The sequence below is a fragment of the Thiomicrospira sp. WB1 genome (assembly GCF_001507535.1).
In the GTDB taxonomy this organism is placed as follows: domain Bacteria; phylum Pseudomonadota; class Gammaproteobacteria; order Thiomicrospirales; family Thiomicrospiraceae; genus Hydrogenovibrio.
Genome location: NZ_LQBN01000001.1, coordinates 274,225 through 294,448, shown reverse-complemented (window position 1 = coordinate 294,448; position 20,224 = coordinate 274,225). Strand labels below are relative to the sequence as shown.

Genomic DNA, 20,224 nt, shown 5'->3' with positions numbered 1-20,224 from the left:
GGAGGCCCTTTATGCGACTGACACGACTCACAGCACTGATGCTGTTTCCCTGGCTGTTGCTCAGCTGTTCGGCCGTTCCGGTCGATCACTATGCCGGCCAGACGCCCAAACTGGACATCATGGCGTATTTTAAAGGCGACACTCAGGCCTGGGGACAGTTCCAGGACCGAAGCGGTAAGGTGATTCGTCGCTTTCAAGTGGCCATCACCGGCAGCGTGTCCCAGCAGGATGGACAGCGCCAACTCACCCTGGACGAACGCTTTGTGTATGACGACGGTGAAAAACAGACCCGCGTCTGGAAAATCACGGAGACCGCGCCGTTTGTCTACACCGGCACCGCAGGCGATGTCATCGGCCAGGCACATGGCAAAGCGGCCGGTCCGGCACTGAACTGGGCCTACACACTGGACCTGCCCTACAAAGACGGTAGCATTCATGTGCAGTTTGACGACTGGATGTTCCTGCAGGATGCGCATACCTTGATCAACCGCGCCACGGTCACCAAATGGGGCTTCAAGGTAGGAGAGGTCACTTTGTTCTTCCGCAAGTCGAATCACGCAAAGGCCGATAGCGCATGAGACGTCGGGCGCTTCTCGTACGCTGGGTTTTTGGCCTGCTTTTTTTACCAGGCCTGGTCTGGGGGCAAACGCTGTGGCAGCCAATGGGTCAGAGCACGGCCAAATGGCTGGGGTGGATCGATCTCTATGACGCCCGCCTCTGGGTGGGTCCACAAACCATCGCCCAAACTTTGTTGAGCGATCCGACGCCCGTTAAACTGGAGTTGTGCTATCACCGTGAACTGACCCCGGCGGATTTTATCCGCGCCGCCGAATCCGGGCTGCCCAAGCACCTCCCGCCCGAGCAGCGTCTGGCGGTGGAACGCCTGCATGCGGCTTACCAGACGGTCAACGCCGGAGACTGCTACGAACTGATTCACCAACCCGAAGCGGGCTTGCAACTGCGCCTCAATGGCCGTACGGTTTTTCATGACCGCACCCCAGGGTTCAAAGCCACCTATTTAAGTCTGTGGCTGGGAGACAATGCCTTGTCCACCGATGTCAAAGCCGAGCTGCTGGCCCCTTTGGACGGATCTTGAGCTGATTTCAGGAGAAAACGATGACCACCCTTGTTTGGCTGCAACGCGAACTGCGCACTCGGCATCACCCCGCCTTGGCCGCCGCGCTGGATCGTGCCCGGCGACACAACAGCCGGGTCATTGTGGCGTATTTTCACGACCCGGAACAGACCATCGGCGCCGCCAATAACGCCTGGCTGGCCCAGGCATTGCCCCGGCTTCAAGCAGACCTTCAGAACTTGGGCGCTGACCTCTGGATGCTTGAAGGCCCTTTTCAATCGCAATTGAACCAGTTGATTGAACGCCACGCCATCAACGATGTGTTTTACACCTTCCAACCGGGGACGCCGTTTTGTCACCTGCAACGCCAGGCCGAAGCCGTTTGCCGTCGTACCCATACCGCACTGACCCCATTTGAAACCGAAAACTGGCTGCCCTACGCGCGCCTGACCAACCAAAGCGGTAAGCCCTACAAAGTCTATACCCCTTTTTTTAAATCCCTGCAGGGGCGCTTTGATGAGCTTGAACCGGTGCCTTCTCCAGACCCCAGCGCTTTCAAGCATTGTCTGCCCGCCCCCGAAGCGGCGCGGGCACTGCCTGAGTCGCTGCAACAGCTTCTGACGCACCCATGGGCTTTGAAGATACTCAAACACTGGGACATTGGCGAAACGGCGGCCTGGCAACAATGGCAGCGTTTTCGAGCGCAGACACTTTCCGATTACAAAGACCAGCGCGATTTTCCCGCCCTCGATGGCACCAGCCGACTGTCTGCGGCGCTGCATTTCGGGCACCTTCACCCCCGGGCACTGCTATTTGACCTCATCGCTGATCAGGCGGTTAACACCTTGCCTTCATCCTCTCATACCTGGATGAGCCAGCTTGCCTGGCGCGAATTTGCCCGCAGCATTTTATGGCACTTCCCGCAAAGCGAACACCACGCCTTCCAACCAAAATTTGAACGCTTTTATCCCCCCTGGGACAGTTTGTCGGAAGCGGACCGGGAAAATTACCAGGCCTGGTGCCAAGGCAAGACCGGTGTGCCCATCATTGATGCCGGCATGCGCCAACTCTGGGAAACCGGGTGGATGCATAATCGGGTGCGCATGCTCACCGCCTCCTGGCTCACCAAAAATGCTCACATCCACTGGCTGGATGGCGCGGCCTGGTTTGCCGACACTTTGGTTGATGCCGATCCCGCCAACAACACCATGGGGTGGCAATGGGTCGCAGGCTCTGGCGTCGACGCCTCGCCCTACTACCGGCTGTTCAATCCAGTGCGCCAAAGCGAACGTTTCGACGCCGAGGGGGAATACATTGCACGCTGGGTCCCGGAACTGGCGGCATTACCCGGCCCACAACGACGCCTGCCTATGGACACGAAACCGGATTTATTAAGCGGCGAGGTACCCTACCCGCCCTCGCGCATTGACCTAACCCGCTCCCGCGAACAGCATCTGGCAAGGGTCGAACAAATGAAACAGCGGCCTCAATCATGATTGGTTTCCATGCCCCAGCGATCGGGCTATACAAACACTTGTCCAACCCTCTACAGATTTCATTGACCCTGCCAGGGTTATTGACTAAGATAGCGCCATGAGTAGCCAACCGATTGATGACAATGCCCTTTTTCCGATTCGTGAAGTCTCTCGACTGACCGGTGTGAACGCCATCACCCTGCGTGCATGGGAACGGCGTTACGGTCTGATTGAACCGATTCGAACCGAATCCGGTCACCGCCTTTACACCCAGGAAAACATTGATACGCTGCAGGAAGTGGTGCGCCTCACCCAGCAGGGCATTCCCATCGGTCGGGTGAAAAGCCTGCTGCAATCCCGGCGCCCCGAAACCACCACCCCCAAAACCCCGTCGGAAATGGGCCGGCGATTACTGGCGCTCTGCGCCGAACAGGACGTGGTGGGGCTGTCACAATTAATTGACCGACTGCTTGCCGATTATCCGGAATCGGTCTGGCAAAACACCCTGGCGGAAACCACGCATCAAATCAGTCTGAGCGAGGGAAGCACAGCGGATTCGGATCAGTCCATTTTCTGGGAAACGGCGTTGTTGCCGCGACTTTACAGCCGTCTCTACCTGACCTTGCGCGAAACAACAGCTCAGCCATCCCGTCCGATTTTACTGGGCCTTCAGGCAGACACCTCCCCCGTGTACGCATTGATCAGCGCACTCAAACTGGTACTCAAAGGGTATTATCCTATTGTTCGACACCAACCTGTGACGCCCGATGGGGCATTGGTGACCTTGCTGCAATCGTTGCAATGCATGGGGGTGGGCATTGTCGACGCCAGCGGCCGCTGTGACTTTGACCCCTGGCACAACTGGCATCAGAAACACGGCAGCTTTGAACTGTATTTCTTCACCGACCAGTCTCCCGGCTCAGCCAGCCAGGCCCTTCTGGCCCACCACTTTCCGCTGATACCGGCCTAACTCATACCAATCAGCGCAGACAACACGTTTTCTGAACGTTCCTGTTCAGAGTTACGACGCGCTTAACTGCCCTTCCAGCTCTGCGATGCGCGCCTGGGCTTCAGCCAGCTCATCCTGCAAACGGACCAGATCTGTCACGTCTTTCTGAATGCCGATGTAATAGGTCAACTGATCGACTTCATCATAAAACGGGGTCACACTCAACTCGTTCCAGAAGGGCGTGCCGTCTTTACGATAGTTTTTCAAAATCGTGCGCACCGGTTCACTGCTGTCAATGGCCGAGCGCAATACGCGAACCGCATCCTTTTCCGTGTCGTCGCCTTGCAGAAAACGACAGTCCTGATACAAAATTTCATCCGATGAATATCCCGTCAGTTTTTCAAATGCGGGGTTCACATAAATCAAAATCGTGTCGTGATCTTCTTTTTCTGCCACAACAATGCCATCCTGCGCCTTTTCAACCAACTGCAACAAGGTGGCATAGCGTAATTTTGTATCTTTCATGACTGCCTTAAATGCTTACATAAGAGTAGGACCATTCTACCCAACTGCGCTGTCAAAAAAAAACCTTATTCATCGCTTCTTGCCGGTTTACGCCCACTGGAGACAAAAAAGCCCAGCCTGACAAGCAGGCCGGGCACAGAGCAAATCACCGTTTTTTCAGATCAATCGCTTATTCGACCGTGATTTTTTTAGTGTCGGTGTCGGGCTGTTTTTTGGGTAAGATCACCTCCAGCACCCCGTCCTCACAGCGTGCGCTCACGTTCTCTTCATCCACATTATCGGGCAACGCAAAGCTGCGCTCAAACCGGCCGTAACGGCTTTCCATGCGATAATAATCGTCTTCGGCGACTTCCTCTTTGGCTTTACGTTCGCCTGAAATGGCCACTCGCCCATCTTTAACTTCGACCTGGATGTCGTCTTTTTTCACACCTGGCAGATCCGCCTCAATGTGATAAGCGTACTCGCCTTCGCGTGTGTTTACACTGGGAACGAACCCCGCCACATTGGCATTTTCCGCCGTTTCTGCCGGAAACGCTTGCTGAAGACGAGACTGCATATCACGAATTTCCTTGAAAGGATCAAACGTTGTCATAAATCGAGCCATGTTGCACCTCCTTTTTTTACTAGGACTTTTGGATCATTGGCATTTCACTATTTTTTAAATAGGGTGAAGAGTTAAAAATTTCAACCTCGTAAGAGAAGTCCAACCGATGTGCATATGACCCGAAGCAGAAAAGTCGTTCGTTTTTCTTTATAATCGTGGGAGACTGTCCAAGCCCTAACCAACAATCAAACGGATAACCGCTTGCTTTTTCTTAACCGTACCCTGCTGTTACCTTTCGCACTGATCGACCTACTCACCCCTCTTTTGGTTATTTGGGGGCTTACAGTCCTGTTTCTGCCATCATTGAATGAGCCTTTCGTGGCGTATGGCTCAATTGCGGGCATAGCTGGCTTGACCATTCTGATTAAGGTGCACCTACAAAAAGGGTATCAGCGTTTTACTCAAATGACGCTGACTCAAAAATTGAGCGTGACTTTCAACAGCTGGTTTATCAGTGCCATGTTGGCCTTGCTCATTATTTTCTTAGTTCAAGATACGTACGATATCTCCAGGTCCTTATTCGTCGCCTGGGCACTGGTTACGCCTTTTATCATTTTAGGACTAAAGCTCACTGCTATTCATACCCTCAAGGCAATCAAACGCCCCAAAACTAGAATCCTTTTTTTAGGAAGACATTACCAGTTCAACAAACATGAGCGCCACTACCTTCGAAAGCACCGTGTCTATATCCGTTTCACCAACGAGGCCGACCTAGCACAGAACATTGAAGACTTTGCACCCGAGTTCATCGTTTTAAACTTAAAAAACCAAGTGCCATCGGCGCTGGTTCAATACCTGACTAGGCTTGAAATCAATGGTATGAATTTCCTATCCATTAATGATTTCATGGAAAACTTCCTTCGAAAATGCTTTATCCCTGCTGACCACACAAATCTAAATTACCTAAATGATATTCGGCCCTTTTCGCGCGCCCAAAATACTTGGAAAAAAATCATAGACTTGGGTGGATCGCTAGCTTTACTGCTTTTGACCTGGCCAGTTTTTTTGGTGGCCATCATCAAGATTCAAAGCCAGTCGCCTGGCTCGGTTTTTTTCCGCCAAGAACGCACAGGCTGTGGAGGGCGTCCATTTTTGGTTGTCAAATTTCGGACCATGCACCCACATGATAGCGTTTCGCACTATACCAGACCCGATGATGACCGCATTTTCCCTTTTGGGATGTTCATGCGTAAAACCAGACTGGATGAACTACCGCAGCTGTGGAATATTCTAAAGGGCGACATGCATTTAATTGGACCGAGAGCTGAATGGACATTACTCGTCAAAGACTATGAAAAAAACATCGCTTATTACCATGAAAGACACCTTATCAAGCCTGGCATCTCTGGATGGGCTCAAGTTATGTACCCTTATGGTCAAAACAGTGAGGATGCGCGTCAGAAACTGATGTATGACCTGTATTACATTAAAAACTGGTCTTTATGGCTTGAGATTGAGACGGCTGTCAAAACACTACGCATCATCTTCGCGCAAAAAGGGATGTAACGAAGCCACAAATTTGTCGTTATACACCAGTTTCTCCTGCAGTCTTGCCCTACGGCTAAGCTTTCAGGAAAAAAGCTTGCGTATTAAAAAAAATATGCAAAATGTCGTACAAAAAGGAAAAGCTGATGTATACACTAAAAGCCTATGGAAGCGAAGATGTCTTCAACATGGAGTTTGACAGCCTTGAGGCTGCCAACGCATCCATCAACCAAATCAAGGCCTTGCCAGTCAACTCATACTCGGATACAGGATTCGTCGCTCAAGCCTCGGCCGAGCAAGGAGGGACTGCTTTTCACTTTACGGGCTATTTCGTAAGCTTTTCCACACCCAGCCAGCTATCAGATGTCTCAGGTACCATCCAAACCATCAAAAAATATGATGCCAGTAGCACCTTAGTATTTGAAGAAACCTGGTCTCAGGGCATCAGCTTGGAAAACTTTTTACAATCTGAAAATGAGAACCTATACGACGGCAACGACCGGTTTATTGGGTCTTTTGACCAGCCCGTCCAAGATGAGGTGCGCGGTTTTGAGGGAAATGACCGTTTTCAGGGCAATGGTGGTGAAGGCGAAGAAATGGACCATTTTTATGGTGGCAATGGCATCGATACAGCCATTTACCGCGGCAACTTCAGCGAATATACCATTGAAACGGCCAGTTTCACCGATGAGAGGCTAGACAATGGCACTCTGGTTTCAGGCACTGTGGTTCGTGACAACCATGAACAGCGTGATGGAAGTGATGCACTTCTTAATGTCGAGCGTTTGGAGTTTGCCGATAAAAAAGTGGCCCTGGACATCGACAACGGACACGCTGGTCAGACTGCCAAAATTTTAGGCGCTGTATTCGGAGCGGACGCAGTCACCAACCAAGAGTATGCAGGCATTGGTCTGCACTATCTCGATAACGGCTGGCCGTATGAACAGCTTATGGGCACCGCGCTTGAAACGGCGCTGGGACAAAACGCTTCCAATGAGGACGTAGTCACTCTTCTTTATGAAAATTTAACCCAAACCAGCATCTAGCAAAGCGATTTAAATTATTACGTTGACCTGATCGAACAGGGTCAGTTCACCCAAGACAGCCTTGGTGTCTTCGCTGCAAACCAATCCATCAACACAGACAATATCGGACTGGCAGGCATTGCCACCAACGGTCTGATATATGATGAATTCGGTTAACTTCAATCCATCGGTAGCTCACTCTAAAAAAGACAGTGGCACTGATCAAACTCACCGTGATAAAGGCATCCCCCTTTCATGACGGTGAGATAATCAGGCGCCTTGAAGCTCTATTTATGAAAACTGAAAAAAGCAACTGCCTACTTGAAATATACGCGGCAGCATAATTGCCTGGGCACTGCCCTACCCTCCTGGTGCTTAGTTGGCTATAATGCGTCCAACAGCATTAGCTTGAGATTTTCACATCCAAGTAAAAAACCGCTGTTACCCTGTATACATCAAAATACGCCAAAATTTTTAATAACCTAAATAGCTGGCGCTCATGGGCTTTAGATGCACGCAGGTCAACCCTGCATCATGACCGTCGCCGAAACTCAGAATTTTCATGAACTCAAAAACCTTTTTGATTACAGGCGGGGCAGGTTTTATTGGCTCAGCCCTTGTCCGACACATAATCAAGCATACCCCTCACACAGTGATTAACGTTGATAAAATCACTTACGCTGGAAATTTGCAGTCCCTTTCTCCCATTGAGAAGAGTGAACGCTATCATTTTGCCCAAGTCGATATTTGTGATTCCAAAGCTGTCGCGGATTTATTTCAACACTTTTGCCCCGATGTGGTCATGCACCTGGCAGCAGAATCCCATGTTGACCGCTCCATAGAGGGGCCTAGCGCCTTTATTGAGACCAACATTGTTGGCACCTATACGCTCCTCGAACAAGCGCGCACTTATTGGGAAAGCCTTGGAGAACCAAAGCGATCTTGTTTCCGCTTTCATCATGTGTCCACGGATGAGGTGTTTGGAGACCTACCTCATCCAGACCAAGTTTCATCAGACCATGCGTTGCCCAAATTCCTGGAAACGACACCTTATGCACCGAGCTCGCCCTACTCAGCAAGCAAAGCAAGCTCCGACCACCTGGTTCGCGCTTGGCATCGTACCTATGGCTTACCAGTCGTTGTGACCAACTGTTCAAACAACTATGGCCCTTACCAATACCCGGAAAAACTCATCCCACTGATGATCTTAAACGCCCTTAAAGGCGAGCCATTACCAGTCTATGGCCAGGGCAATCAAATACGTGATTGGCTTTATGTCACCGACCATGCCGAAGCCCTTTTAAGGGTAGCACTCGAAGGGAGGATCGGTGACACCTACAACATTGGCGGTCATAACGAAAAAAAGAACATCGATGTGGTCTATCTGTTATGCGACCTACTGGACGAATTGGCGCCGCCATCAAGTCAAAAAACGAAACACCTTAAACAGTCCTCCCTTCACTCATACCGTGACCTTATCACCTTTGTTACCGACCGGCCCGGCCATGATATGCGCTATGCCATCGATGCTTCCAAAATTCAGCGCGAACTTAACTGGGAGCCTAAAGAAACTTTTGAATCCGGTCTCAGAAAAACGGTTCAATGGTATCTAGATAACCAGGCATGGTGTCAAAACGCAGTGAGCACATAAACATATAAAACAACCCAATAATCAAGGTTTACTATGAAAGGTATTATTTTAGCTGGCGGTTCAGGTACTCGACTTTACCCAATTACCAAAGGGGTATCAAAACAACTGGTTCCCATTTATGACAAGCCAATGATTTATTACCCCATCTCCGTTTTGATGCTCGCAGGCATTACCGAGATTCTGATCATCACCACCCCTCAAGACCAAGAAAGCTTTAAAGCTCTGCTTGGCAGTGGGCAGGATTTGGGGATTCATTTTGAATACGCCATTCAACCCTCTCCGGACGGTCTGGCCCAAGCGTTTATGATAGGCGAAGATTTCATCGGCAAAGACGATGTCTGCCTGGTACTGGGCGATAATATATTTTTCGGTCATGATTTCACCCCATTACTGAGTCAGGCAGTTCAAAACGCTCAGAAAAAAGAGGCAGCAACAGTGTTTGGGTATCATGTGCAGGACCCGCAACGTTATGGCGTTGCAGAGTTCGATGACGATGGCAATGTTTTAAGTCTTGAGGAAAAGCCCAAGGCTCCCAAATCCAATTACGCCATCACCGGCCTTTACTTCTATCCCAACGATGTGATCACCAAGGCCAAACAAGTGACGCCATCGGAGAGAGGTGAACTCGAAATCACCACCGTCAATCAACTGTTTCTGGCAGAAGAACGCTTAAAGGTCGAACTGATGGGCCGAGGCTATGCCTGGCTTGATACCGGCACACATGAAACCCTGCTTGAGGCTTCAGCTTTCATTGAAACCATAGAAAAACGTCAGGGATTAAAAGTGGCCTGCCTTGAAGAAATTGCCTTTGAAATGGGCTACATCACAAAAAACCAACTTCTGGATTTGGCAAAGCCCTTGGCAAAAAACCAATACGGCCAGTATTTACTCCAACGGGCTGGCGAAGGAAAACTCTCATGAAGTTCACAGACCTAGAGCTGCCAGGGATCTTCACGATTGAACCTAAGGTTTTCGGTGACGCACGCGGTTATTTCAGCGAAACCTTTCGTCTTGACCTTCTTGAACAAAAGCTAGGGCATTCAATCAGCTTCGTTCAAGATAATGAATCCTTCTCCCAACGAGGTGTATTACGCGGGCTGCATTACCAGGCGCCGCCTTTTGCTCAAACCAAACTCGTAAGGGTCCTTCAGGGCAGGGTGCTTGATGTGGCCGTTGACCTTCGTCAAAACAGCCCAACTTTCGGCCAATCGGTCGGCGTTGAGCTCTCGGGTGAAAACAAAAAACAACTATTTATCCCACAAGGCTTCGCGCATGGTTTTGTTGTCCTCAGTCAACAGGCCCGGTTCAGCTATAAGGTCGATAATTACTATGCACCAAACCATGATAAGGGGTTGGCGTGGGATGATCCCGACCTGTGCATCGATTGGCAACTGCCCGTAGATGACATTCAATTGTCTCAAAAAGACACCCAACACCCGAGACTTAGAGACATTCAAACCGAATTCGATCAAAACTGGCCTGTACTATGACATCAACCATAAAACAGTTCTTAGTACTTGGAAAAAACGGTCAACTTGGCCAGTCTCTTCAAAAAGTACTTACTGATCAAAAAATCTCTGGCGTAAGTTTTGCGTTTTACGGGCGAGAAGCCATTGACCTTTCTGAACCTGAAACAGTGCTATCTTTTTTGCAATCCAGGCAGGTGGACGGCATCATCAACTGCGCTGCTTATACACACGTGGACCAAGCCGAGCAAGATGCTGAATTGGCTGATCGAATCAACCACCAATCCGTTCATGAACTGGCTCAATTCTGTCAATCACAAGACATTCCACTTGTGCACATCAGTACCGACTATGTTTTTGATGGCAACCAAATTGGCGCTTACCGTGAGCATGACCTTCCAAACCCTATTAACCAATACGGTACAAGCAAGCTCAAAGGTGAACAAGCGATTCATGCCCTGTCGCCTCCGGGCTGCATCATCCGTACCAGCTGGGTCCACTCCGAGTACGGCCGCAACTTCATCAAAACCATGCAAAAAATAGGTCTCAGCAAGCCTCAACTGGATGTTGTTTTTGATCAGGTCGGGAGCCCTACTTACGCAACGCATCTGGCCAAAGCCATTTTGCATATGCTCCAACACCCCGCGTTTTCGTCTTGCCAAAGCGAATTATTTCACTTTAGCAATGAAGGGGTCACTAGCTGGTATGACCTAGCGTTCCAAATCTTTAAACAACCCAAAAGCCCCAACGTGTTTTTGTCCCCTATTTCCACCGATCAATATCCAACACCGGCCCAACGCCCACTATACACCGTTCTTGATAGCCGAAAATTTTGTCACTGGTTTGACTACGCCATTCCAAACTGGCTAGAAGGCGTTGAAGAATGTCTGAACCACTTAAAACCGGTGACATCATTGAGCACCACACCCTCTTCTCAAGATCAATAAGCATTCCCGATGACGTCAACCAATCACTCAAAACGTCTGCTCATCACAGGGATAAGAGGAATTCCCGCAGCTCATGGCGGTTTTGAGACGTTTGCCCAGGCGCTTGCACAACACCTTGTTTCCCAAGGGTGGCACGTCAGCGTTTATTGCCAAGTTACCCCTCATGAGTCTGGATCTTTTATGAGGAATTGGCGAGGGATTCATCGCATCCCCATCGAGGTCCCTAAAGACAGCGCCTGGAACACGCTTCGTTTTGATTATCGCTGCATCAAGGATGCGCTTGACCGAGAGGGGCTGGTGCTAACGCTCGGATATGGCGGTGCAGTCTTTAATATTTGGCTAAACGTTAACAAGCGCCCTTATCTCGTTAACATGGACGGATTTGAATGGAAAAGGCAGAAATGGCCCTGGTATGCCAAAGCCTGGTTAAAACTCAATGAGCAACTGGCCATGCGCACAGCCACACATTTAATTGCCGACCACCCAGGGATTGAAAATTATTTGAAGCGATTCGTGTCGCCAGACAAGGTCAGCATGATTGCCTATGGCGCCGAGGCTCCCAAAAAGCAACCGTCTCTGGCTCATTTGAAATCTTTTGGGCTTGAGCCCAACCGCTATTTTTTAATCATTGCCAGAGCCGAACCTGAAAACAACTTGCACACACTTTTGAACGCCTACTGTCAAACCGACCAGTCTGTGCCTTTGGTCGTGGTCGGCGATTACACAAAAAGTGAGTACGCCATTCGTTTACGTGCTAATGCCTGCAAAAGCATTATCTTCACCGGTGGTATCTACGACTCAGAGACCATTCAGGCATTGCGCTATCATGCGTTGGCTTATCTCCATGGACATAGCGTGGGTGGAACCAACCCTTCATTGATCGAATCGATGGCCTGCGCCAATTTAATACTTGCTCATAAGAATCAGTTTAACCAAGGCGTTCTGGAGCAATCAGGGCTTTATTTTCATGATGAGCCTTCCTGCCGCCGACAACTTGTTGCCATCCAAGAACAATCAAAATCGTCTAAACTTTCCGCGTTGAAACAACACGCATTCGAAAGATTTCAGGCACACTACCAATGGCCCGTTATTCTTGACGCCTACAAGCAGCTTCTAGAACACACCGTCTAACTAGATGGGCTCACCCTCAAAGAACTACTGACTTAAATCTTCCAGGCATTCAGGCCGGCGAATGATCAACCGACGCCGATCTTTTTCAATGACTTTCTCTTTCACCAGTTGGTTGATGATTCTAGAGACGGTCTCACGACTGGTATTGGCCAGGTGAGCTACGATGGATTGCGAGGGCAGGTTTTCAATCACCGTCATACCATTTGCATAACGAGAAGCCATCTGCAACAAGACGGCCTCCACCCGTTCACGAGCATCGGGCAAGGACAAGACTGCCAAGCGGCGATTGTTATGATGAATCATATTGGCCATCTGCTGCATTACTCGCCAAGCGATGGTTGGCTGATTGAGAATCAAATCAACCGCTTCTTTCCTGTAAAGAAACCCGACGTGCGCATCGGTTTTGGCCACCAAGTGTGCGGCCCGAGCCGACCCAGTTATCAGGCCCATTTCGCCCGAAGTCATCCCTGCCTTGAGCGTTGCCAGCCAGATGTCTTGGCCGGCCTGCGTCTCATCAATGACATCGACCTCACCTTGCATTATAAAAACGATGCTATTACTCTCATCCCCTTTAAGAAGAACAAAATCCTTTTTCTTAAATTTGGTATATTTAATTTTTGTTTTCAGTTGCTCTATGAGGTCTTGAGAGACGTCTTCGAGCAGCTCAAAATCTTTGAGATCGTAATGTGATTTCATCTTTTCAGAGATTCATTAAAACTGTTCAATGCCCAATTTACCCTTTGATGACACGCCCTTGCTTAAAAAGTCTTTGCTCACATTGATCTTTGTGTTCATTTGGGTGGGGGCGTTTTCCCCATCTATCTTACAGTATCCAAACAACTCGATAAACGACGCACTATTAAACCTCAGCACATCGGATCAAACGCCTGCTGAAATTACCATCATTGACATTGATGAAAACAGTCTTCAGGCAATCGGCCCTTGGCCGTGGTCTCGGGAAGTCATCGCCAAACTTATCAATCGGCTCTTTGAACGCCACACTCCCAAGGTCCTGGGGCTGGACCTGGTTTTCCCTGAGCCGAGAAACCGCCACGGTGACCAAGCCCTGGCCCAAGCCATCAAACAACACCCCATCTGCCTTGCCAGCGCCTTTGATCTCAATGATAGCAACCAAATTCGACAAATCGGCAAGCTCACACAAGGTTTGCCGCTGACACCACAGTCCCTGCGCGCCAAAGGCTATGTCACTAATCACCAGTCCCTCTCAGAGGCGGCCCAATGCGTTGGACACATCACCCCCCTCATCGACTCAGACGGGGTCATTCGAAAATTGCCCAAATACATTGCCTGGGACAAGAAAGTCTGGCCATCACTGGCACATGCGATGGTGTTGCACACGGGGGGGGCACTCCATCAGCGACACCTCGAATCAAACCCCGCGTACTTTTCCATTCCCTATCGCACTGAACCCAAAGCTTGGCGAAGTGTGTCGGCTTATGACTTACTGATGGACAATGTGGAAAAAGGCCAGTTTAATGGCCAATTTATTCTCCTTGGTTCCAGTGCGCTGGGTCTATCAGACCAGGTCAACACACCCATTGGCTCCTGGCTTCCTGGCGTGATCATTCATGCCGAACTGCTTCATTCACTGCTAAGTCAATCTCCCCCCATAAAAGCCGGTTACGCACACAGCATCACGGCGCTTTATGCCACATCAAGCCTGCTACTCCTTTTGTGGGCGCTAAGACGCTACAAACCACACGTCTCGCTCTTAACTGGTGCCGGGTTGATTGGAGGCTGGTTTCTGATCTCCGCTTGGCTGGTTCACCAGCACCCCAACCTATCAAGCAGCCTGCCATTGGTTGCGATAGTCCTGTTTTTAAGCACCTACATGCTATGGGAATGGTGGTCGGTGGACAAACAAAACCAGCGAATCACACGACTGTTCAAAGGCTATCTTGCAGAAAGTGTGGCCCACCAACTGCTCGACTCGCAAGAGGATGTCTTAAAAACACAAAAACGTGAGATTACGGTTTTATTTGCCGACATTGAACGTTTCACAGCCTTGGCCGCGGACATGCCACCGGAAACACTCGGTGAGCTGACCACAAAGGTGCTTGACCTAATGACCCGGGCGATTCATGAAACAGAAGGAACCTTAGACAAATACATTGGTGATGCGGCCATGGCATTTTGGAACGCGCCTTTAGACCAAACGGACCACGCGGAGCGTGCCTTTCAAAGTGCACAAATCCTGCTTAAAGAACTTGAAGCCTTTAACCGAAATCACCCAGACTGGCCCGATATCAGGGTACGCATTGGCATCCACACAGGACAGGCTCTAGTGGGTGATTTTGGGACATCGTTGCGCCACACCTACACGGCCATTGGAGAGACAGTCAACTGGGCTCATGCACTGCATGACCTCACTAAACGCTATCAAACGGATGTGTTGATTTCGCAAACTACCTGCATGCGCATTCCAAATCAACGCTTAAAGCAGGCTTCGCACTGGGATGCCTGCCCTTTGGAAGCTCGACAGTTTTTTGCAAACCCTCCATTGTTTGAGGAATCTGAACAGGCCAAATAACATCTTTATTCATCTTGCATTTTTCTCAAAAATTAGGAATCCACATGTACAAACATACAGGTTCAATCATTCTTTTTGTTATGTCATTTGCCGCCAACGCCTCTGATACAACATTGATCGCCCCAATGTTCGAAGGACTAAGAGGTTGCCAAAGTGCATACTCGGACCAGTCAGTAAAGAATTTACAAGAAGCAAATTCAATTTGCCTTAAACGAAACGAGAGTGCAGGCAGTGTGGTTGACGAAAAGCTCAGAAAAATTGGGCATAAGAAAAGCAGTGACGGGCGCTTTGAACTGGGTTATACGTTTGGAATGCCACTGCTTTCATACATCAAATTCACAGGTGGAAAACCTTCAGTCAAGCGAGACCTCATCATACGGGACCTCAAAATCATCTCAGATTCAGACAGGGCAATGGTTCTTTATTTATTTTCGAACCATTTTTCAGGCAAAGACCAGGAACCAGCTGTCGAAAAGATTAGCCAAGATTCAACGAACCTCATGCGATTAGCAGATAATAGCATCCCGATCGACAAATACTTCTCCGCAACGACATACCCATGGGTACTGAACGATAAGACCTCGCTTATAGATCAAACTCGCCGCCTGGCGATGAACGCAATCCTTAAAGAAGTGTGTAAACTGCCTGAAACAGACCAGAAGAAAATAAGGGCTGTTACAACCCTTGGTGAAGTACATCATTTTTTCCCAAATTTTGCGGGTGGGATGGGGTACGCAGGAGATTACCAAATCACTGACTACGGAGAAAAATCAAAAGAAGGGTTTAAGAAATGGCTGAAATCTAAATTTGGCCAAATCGAACGTTTAAATGCCTTTATGTCTTCGAACTTCGAAAAATTTGAACAAGTCACCCCTCCTTCCAAAAACATTACCAAAGAGGAGTTAAGCACGTTTTTTGACCACCTTGATGCCCATGCCCATGGAGTCATACCGTTTTTTGGTTGGGCGTATGATAAGGAAGGGGTGGCATTCGATATCAACGTTTACCTCAACGGCCTGTTTGTGGGACAAGCTAAGACTGGCTTGACAAGGTTGGATGTGGCACAAGCGATTCCAGAACTTAATGAATCAGACGTCGGGTATCGCTATGACCTTGATTTTTCGTCGTTGCCACCGGGCAAACACCACGTACAACTAAGACTTCTTAGCCGAGGAAAAACCAGTGTTTTAGGCGATTACGCCCTGAACGTAATGGACAGACAACAGCGCTCCCCTAAAACCATCCCCCAGTTTACCCTTCGGGAAGCGGCTACTGATATTCCAGAAGAATTTAACTATTGGCTCGACTACCCAAAACAGGATGCTGCTGTTTTTTATAACCCTTTGGCAAAACTATGGAATCAATACAGGGAAATGCAAGTCACTCGAGAAATCGAGACTTATGCAAAAATCATAACCAACAGCTGTATTCCCAAAGAAAAAGTTTTTTCACATCAAATTGGATCGGATTTTAATGCGTCCTGGAATTCAAAGCTGTTTGCCGCAGAGGAGTCGCTTGAAGCAAACCCTTTTTATACATTGGGCGTTAATTTATATGGTGGAATCATATACAGCGATTATTTTTTCAACTGGTTGGAAGAAAATGGTCATACTCGATATGGCGTGCCTGAAATGCATCCAATGAGCCCAGTTGGGGTGAAAAAAATTGCCAACGCGATGGTTCGTCATAACAAAAATGGAGCTGTTTTCATTTCTCCTTACTTTATGTCAGCTCAACCTGAACGGTTTGGTGCATCCAAAGAACATGACAAGTTCAAAATTGTACCTACAAACTCTTTTTATGGTTCCTCACAGTTTTTCAATGCAATAAAGAAAGTGATGAAATAATCTTGGAATGACTAAACTTTACATTAACAAATATAGTCACCGTCAAATAAATCTGACAACACTGCCTTTGCATAAATTTAATGGGGCGCCCCTTGGCCAGGGGCTGCGATTTTTTAGAGACATTCTAAAGTAGGTGCGCTCTAGCGCACAAAGGCGTTTGCCAACTCGACAACTGATGTCGCCACAAGGATTTAACCAGTAAAGGACGAGTTTTCAACCCGAATTTTTGCTAAAATTCTTGCCTTCATAATCCGTGAGTAACGTAAAGTCAACGTGGGGTAAATTTTGTCTGATTCATGGCCGCTAATCCAAGTGCTTGTAAGAAGCATGGACAGGGACTCGCTTGATGCCTGTCTGAAATCGGTCGCTGCTCAGACCTACACGAATGTAGCGGTTATGGTTCTTAATGCCTCGGGTCAACCACATCGCCCCCTGGCATCCTTGCCTGAAAATGACACACTGGATGTGACTCTGTTAAATGCCTCAGGCGAACAGTCGTATGGCCGTGCTCAAGCCGCCAATCAATTGCTCAAAAGCATTATTGCACCTTATGCCCTGTTCTTGGACGATGATGACGAACTCTATGGTGAACATCTGAGCAAGCTTTACGAGGCGTTAACGAACACACCTGATGCCGTGGCCGCCTATAGCGATGTTTTGCAAACCCACAGTGAGTCTAAACAGACAGTGCTGGATGCGCCCTGGGAGCCGGCCCGATTGTTTGCGGTGAACTTTTTACCCATTCATGCCGTCCTCTTTCGAACCCAGCCGGTCCTGGAAGGCCCGCTCTCTTTTGATACGGGATTGGCACTGATGGAAGACTGGGATTTTTGGATTCAGCTCTCCCAAAAGGGCGCGTTTGTTCACTCACCCGGTGTCAGTGCCCAATACAATGTCTTTCAAGGCCAATCGACTCTGTCTGCCAACAGAGAGGCTGAAACAGCCGCCCAAGCACACACCCAGATTTTAAAAAAATGGTTAAACGTTCCCAGCACACAGTACAAGCTCAGTGAAGGGATTTTATGGTTTGATGGCAACCACTTGCTGATGCGGGAAAAAATCCATCAACTTGAACACGAACTCACAAAACAAGACGCATTGCTTAAAACAGCCACAGAAGACGTTCGGCACTATCAAAGCGAAAATGACCGTCTTCGCTATCACAAAAAGATTCTCGACTGGTATCTCGAACATCTGCCCGAATCGTGCTCACCGAAGCAAGCACTCACCTCAAACAAAGAGCGCGCGCGCGCTCAAGTGCTCCCCCCTCTTTTCAGTTTAAAAGACACCGCCACCATGATTGACATTATTATCCCTGTATACAAAGGCCTGGAAGAAACCCAGGAGTGCATCAGCAGTGTGCTCAAAGCCACCAATGAAACTGCGCACCGAATCATCCTAATCAATGATGCCTCTCCAGAACCGGCATTGACCACCTGGTTGAGAGACATTGCCAAACATCCGTTGATAAAGCTGATTGAAAACCCGGAAAACCTGGGGTTTACAGCCACGGTGAACAAAGGCATGCAGTTGTCGAACGAGCATGATGTCATTCTTTTAAACAGCGACACAGAGGTGGCACATGACTGGCTGGACCGTTTGCACACGCTCGCTTATCAGGATTCAAAAATCGGCACGGTGACGCCCTTTTCCAACAATGCCACCATATGCAGCTACCCAAAATTTTGTGAGGACAACGAGCTGCCTGCCGGGTTGGGCTTTGCACAACTCGATCAATTATTTCGCGATACCTTAAAACCCAAAACCCTCGACATTCCATCGGCCGTTGGGTTTTGCATGTACATCAAACGCGACTGCCTAAAGCAGGTTGGCCTGTTTAATGTTGAGGTCTTTGGAAAAGGGTATGGGGAAGAAAACGACTTTTCGCAACGGGCGTTCAAAAAAGGATGGAAGAACGTGCTCGGTGCGAATATTTTTGTCTGGCACAAAGGCAATGTGAGTTTCGGCGACTCGCATAACGAGCGCAAAGAAAACGCCATGAAAGCGCTTTTATCCTTGCACCCGGACTACAACACCCTGGTACATCGCCACATTCAACAGGACCCGGCTCTAAAATGGCGCTGGTCGGTGGATTGGGCGCGCTGGCGCCAGGTACCCAAAAACCATGTGCTCTTTATCAGTCATAACCGTGGAGGCGGCACCGAAAAACACTGCCGTGAACTGGCCGATGCACTTGGCCCAACCCACCGCTTTTTTATGTTGCGCCCGGACCAGGGAGGCCAGGTCTTATTTGAAGCCTTTGACCGGGGCGAAGCCTTTCGTCTCTGGTTTGACCCCGATGCGGATCAAACCGCTCTGCTGGATTTAATCAAAGCACTCGACATCCAACTGTTACACTTTCACCATTTGATCGATATAAACGACGGGTTGCTTGAGACACTTCTTGACATAAATTTACCCAAGATTTTTACCGCACACGACTACTACACCTTTTGCCCCCAAATCACCCTCACCCTGCCTAATCATAAATATTGCGGAGAAAAGGGCCCCGAGCAATGCAAGCAGTGTCTCGGGCAAACCCCTGGTTTTAAAGGCGTTGACATTCACCACTGGCGTGACCGACATCAGACGTTTTTAAACAAAATGAGTCTTATCACTTGCCCAAACGCAAGCGTAAAAAGGCGCCTGCAGCACTACTTTCCAGACATCTCTATTTCAGTGCACACGCACCCGGATCTTGGCATGACAGCCGCCAATGTTGTGCGCATGCCAGCGCTCAAAGCATCCGAACCACTTCGTGTGGCCATTGTCGGCGCCATCTCTCCGCCAAAAGGCGCCGAGATCTTGCTCGATACGGTCAAAGCGGCGCAAAATCATCCCACACGCATTCACTTCAAACTGTTCGGGTTTGTGCACAAACCAATTGAAGACACACCGGTGTTCACACACACCGGCCCTTACCAGAATGAAGCGCTCGGCCAGATGCTAAAAGACTGGGACCCTCATCTTGTTTGGTATCCCAGCCAGTTCCCTGAAACGCACTGCTACACTCTCAGCCAGGTGCTGGCTGGTGGCCACCCGGTCGTCACCACCGATGTGGGAGCCGTCGCGCAACGCATCCAAGACCGACCTTTTTCATGGCAGCTGCCTGTGGACCTCTCACCGAAGGATTGGTGTGAGTGGTTTTTGACCATTGGTGACCGTCTGCCGACGGAAGCACAGCACGAAGAATGGACACCGGAGTCAATGCCGACCCTTTTGTCCTCCCCTTATTACGAAAACCTTGGTGAAGCCGCGATGCCTAAGCTCGATGGCGTCGAACCATGGATACCGTACGCTCAAAAAAGGGTCACCTACAAAGACAAACTCAAAGAGCTCATGCTGCGCATCGCTTATCGAGCCCGAAGCGCAAAACTTACCGGCCGTGTTATCGCACTCATTCCAAACAGCACGCAACGACGCATCAAATCCTGGTTAATGGGGCACACAAAATAAAAGAGGGGAAAGGAGCTTGTACTCGCTGCTAAAAGCG

General features: G+C 49.2%; 17 protein-coding genes. 14 read left to right on the top strand and 3 right to left on the bottom strand.

Translation table 11 applies throughout. From position 1 onward, the window contains the following. The first annotated feature begins 11 nt into the window (after window positions 1-11). From AVO41_RS01330 to AVO41_RS01315, 4 genes are all read left to right on the top strand, one after another. Window positions 12-578, top strand: a complete 567-nt coding sequence (locus AVO41_RS01330) for a DUF3833 domain-containing protein (protein WP_068581467.1) — start codon at window positions 12-14, stop codon at window positions 576-578. Beyond that, the gene (locus tag AVO41_RS01325) at window positions 575-1,096 is read left to right on the top strand and encodes a chalcone isomerase family protein (RefSeq protein ID WP_068581463.1); all 522 of its coding nucleotides are present in this window, start codon (window positions 575-577) and stop codon (window positions 1,094-1,096) included. Before AVO41_RS01330 ends, AVO41_RS01325 begins: the two co-directional genes overlap by 4 nt. Before the next feature lie 20 nt (window positions 1,097-1,116). Further along, window positions 1,117-2,571, top strand: coding sequence for a deoxyribodipyrimidine photo-lyase (locus AVO41_RS01320; RefSeq protein ID WP_068581460.1), 1,455 nt, complete (start codon window positions 1,117-1,119; stop codon window positions 2,569-2,571). 97 nt (window positions 2,572-2,668) lie between these two features. Beyond that, entirely contained in the window at window positions 2,669-3,520 is an 852-nt protein-coding gene (locus AVO41_RS01315) for a MerR family transcriptional regulator (protein WP_068581457.1), read from the top strand. A 51-nt stretch (window positions 3,521-3,571) separates the two neighbouring features. Here the strand turns inward: AVO41_RS01315 and AVO41_RS01310 are convergent, their stop codons facing one another. Further along, complete coding sequence (locus AVO41_RS01310) at window positions 3,572-4,024, bottom strand: PAS domain-containing protein (protein ID WP_068581455.1); 453 nt, start codon at window positions 4,022-4,024, stop codon at window positions 3,572-3,574. 169 nt (window positions 4,025-4,193) lie between these two features. Then, complete coding sequence (locus AVO41_RS01305) at window positions 4,194-4,628, bottom strand: Hsp20/alpha crystallin family protein (RefSeq protein WP_068581452.1); 435 nt, start codon at window positions 4,626-4,628, stop codon at window positions 4,194-4,196. Between the two features lie 201 nt (window positions 4,629-4,829). Between AVO41_RS01305 and AVO41_RS01300 the strand changes: the two genes are divergently transcribed. The 7 genes from AVO41_RS01300 (at window position 4,830) to AVO41_RS01270 (ending at window position 12,333) form a co-directional block, all read left to right on the top strand. Then, window positions 4,830-6,134, top strand: coding sequence for an exopolysaccharide biosynthesis polyprenyl glycosylphosphotransferase (locus AVO41_RS01300; protein WP_068581450.1), 1,305 nt, complete (start codon window positions 4,830-4,832; stop codon window positions 6,132-6,134). 125 nt (window positions 6,135-6,259) lie between these two features. After that, window positions 6,260-7,159: a hypothetical protein gene (locus tag AVO41_RS01295; RefSeq protein ID WP_153003450.1), complete on the top strand. Its 900-nt coding sequence runs from the start codon at window positions 6,260-6,262 to the stop codon at window positions 7,157-7,159. Window positions 7,160-7,700: 541 nt separating this feature from the next. Continuing rightward, complete coding sequence (gene rfbB / locus AVO41_RS01290) at window positions 7,701-8,789, top strand: dTDP-glucose 4,6-dehydratase (RefSeq protein ID WP_068581443.1); 1,089 nt, start codon at window positions 7,701-7,703, stop codon at window positions 8,787-8,789. A gap of 33 nt (window positions 8,790-8,822) precedes the next feature. Continuing rightward, window positions 8,823-9,710 (top strand): glucose-1-phosphate thymidylyltransferase RfbA, encoded by an 888-nt coding sequence (gene rfbA, locus AVO41_RS01285; RefSeq protein ID WP_068581440.1) that lies wholly within the window; start codon window positions 8,823-8,825, stop codon window positions 9,708-9,710. Further along, on the top strand, window positions 9,707-10,279 hold the full coding sequence (gene rfbC, locus AVO41_RS01280; RefSeq protein WP_068581438.1) for a dTDP-4-dehydrorhamnose 3,5-epimerase: 573 nt from the start codon (window positions 9,707-9,709) through the stop codon (window positions 10,277-10,279). Before rfbA ends, rfbC begins: the two co-directional genes overlap by 4 nt. After that, a complete protein-coding gene (gene rfbD, locus AVO41_RS01275; protein WP_068581435.1) occupies window positions 10,276-11,202 on the top strand; it encodes a dTDP-4-dehydrorhamnose reductase in 927 nt (308 codons plus the stop codon). Before rfbC ends, rfbD begins: the two co-directional genes overlap by 4 nt. A gap of 9 nt (window positions 11,203-11,211) precedes the next feature. Continuing rightward, the gene (locus AVO41_RS01270) at window positions 11,212-12,333 is read left to right on the top strand and encodes a DUF1972 domain-containing protein (RefSeq protein ID WP_082676407.1); all 1,122 of its coding nucleotides are present in this window, start codon (window positions 11,212-11,214) and stop codon (window positions 12,331-12,333) included. A gap of 24 nt (window positions 12,334-12,357) precedes the next feature. Here AVO41_RS01270 and AVO41_RS01265 read toward each other — a convergent pair whose 3' ends face one another. Beyond that, on the bottom strand, window positions 12,358-13,029 hold the full coding sequence (locus AVO41_RS01265) for a Crp/Fnr family transcriptional regulator (protein ID WP_068581430.1): 672 nt from the start codon (window positions 13,027-13,029) through the stop codon (window positions 12,358-12,360). A gap of 28 nt (window positions 13,030-13,057) precedes the next feature. On the opposite strand from AVO41_RS01265, the gene AVO41_RS01260 reads away from it, so the two are divergent. The 3 genes from AVO41_RS01260 (at window position 13,058) to AVO41_RS01250 (ending at window position 20,187) form a co-directional block, all read left to right on the top strand. Continuing rightward, window positions 13,058-14,884: a CHASE2 domain-containing protein gene (locus AVO41_RS01260; RefSeq protein WP_068581427.1), complete on the top strand. Its 1,827-nt coding sequence runs from the start codon at window positions 13,058-13,060 to the stop codon at window positions 14,882-14,884. A 44-nt stretch (window positions 14,885-14,928) separates the two neighbouring features. Further along, window positions 14,929-16,731, top strand: a complete 1,803-nt coding sequence (locus tag AVO41_RS01255; protein ID WP_068581424.1) for a beta-galactosidase — start codon at window positions 14,929-14,931, stop codon at window positions 16,729-16,731. 327 nt (window positions 16,732-17,058) lie between these two features. Continuing rightward, window positions 17,059-20,187 carry a glycosyltransferase gene (locus AVO41_RS01250; protein WP_082676405.1) on the top strand — a complete coding sequence of 1,043 codons (3,129 nt, stop codon included), beginning with the start codon at window positions 17,059-17,061 and terminating at the stop codon, window positions 20,185-20,187. Window positions 20,188-20,224: the final 37 nt, after the last annotated feature.

Excerpts from the sequence above, each read along its gene's own strand:
- AVO41_RS01330 (WP_068581467.1), top strand. The coding sequence starts at position 12 with ATGCGACTGACACGACTCACAGCACTGATGCTGTTTCCCTGGCTGTTG.
- AVO41_RS01325 (WP_068581463.1), top strand. The coding sequence starts at position 575 with ATGAGACGTCGGGCGCTTCTCGTACGCTGGGTTTTTGGCCTGCTTTTT.
- AVO41_RS01320 (WP_068581460.1), top strand. The coding sequence starts at position 1,117 with ATGACCACCCTTGTTTGGCTGCAACGCGAACTGCGCACTCGGCATCAC.
- AVO41_RS01315 (WP_068581457.1), top strand. The coding sequence starts at position 2,669 with ATGAGTAGCCAACCGATTGATGACAATGCCCTTTTTCCGATTCGTGAA.
- AVO41_RS01310 (WP_068581455.1), bottom strand. The coding sequence starts at position 4,024 with ATGAAAGATACAAAATTACGCTATGCCACCTTGTTGCAGTTGGTTGAA.
- AVO41_RS01305 (WP_068581452.1), bottom strand. The coding sequence starts at position 4,628 with ATGGCTCGATTTATGACAACGTTTGATCCTTTCAAGGAAATTCGTGAT.
- AVO41_RS01295 (WP_153003450.1), top strand. The coding sequence starts at position 6,260 with ATGTATACACTAAAAGCCTATGGAAGCGAAGATGTCTTCAACATGGAG.
- rfbB (WP_068581443.1), top strand. The coding sequence starts at position 7,701 with ATGAACTCAAAAACCTTTTTGATTACAGGCGGGGCAGGTTTTATTGGC.
- rfbA (WP_068581440.1), top strand. The coding sequence starts at position 8,823 with ATGAAAGGTATTATTTTAGCTGGCGGTTCAGGTACTCGACTTTACCCA.
- rfbC (WP_068581438.1), top strand. The coding sequence starts at position 9,707 with ATGAAGTTCACAGACCTAGAGCTGCCAGGGATCTTCACGATTGAACCT.
- rfbD (WP_068581435.1), top strand. The coding sequence starts at position 10,276 with ATGACATCAACCATAAAACAGTTCTTAGTACTTGGAAAAAACGGTCAA.
- AVO41_RS01270 (WP_082676407.1), top strand. The coding sequence starts at position 11,212 with ATGACGTCAACCAATCACTCAAAACGTCTGCTCATCACAGGGATAAGA.
- AVO41_RS01265 (WP_068581430.1), bottom strand. The coding sequence starts at position 13,029 with ATGAAATCACATTACGATCTCAAAGATTTTGAGCTGCTCGAAGACGTC.
- AVO41_RS01260 (WP_068581427.1), top strand. The coding sequence starts at position 13,058 with ATGCCCAATTTACCCTTTGATGACACGCCCTTGCTTAAAAAGTCTTTG.
- AVO41_RS01255 (WP_068581424.1), top strand. The coding sequence starts at position 14,929 with ATGTACAAACATACAGGTTCAATCATTCTTTTTGTTATGTCATTTGCC.
- AVO41_RS01250 (WP_082676405.1), top strand. The coding sequence starts at position 17,059 with ATGGACAGGGACTCGCTTGATGCCTGTCTGAAATCGGTCGCTGCTCAG.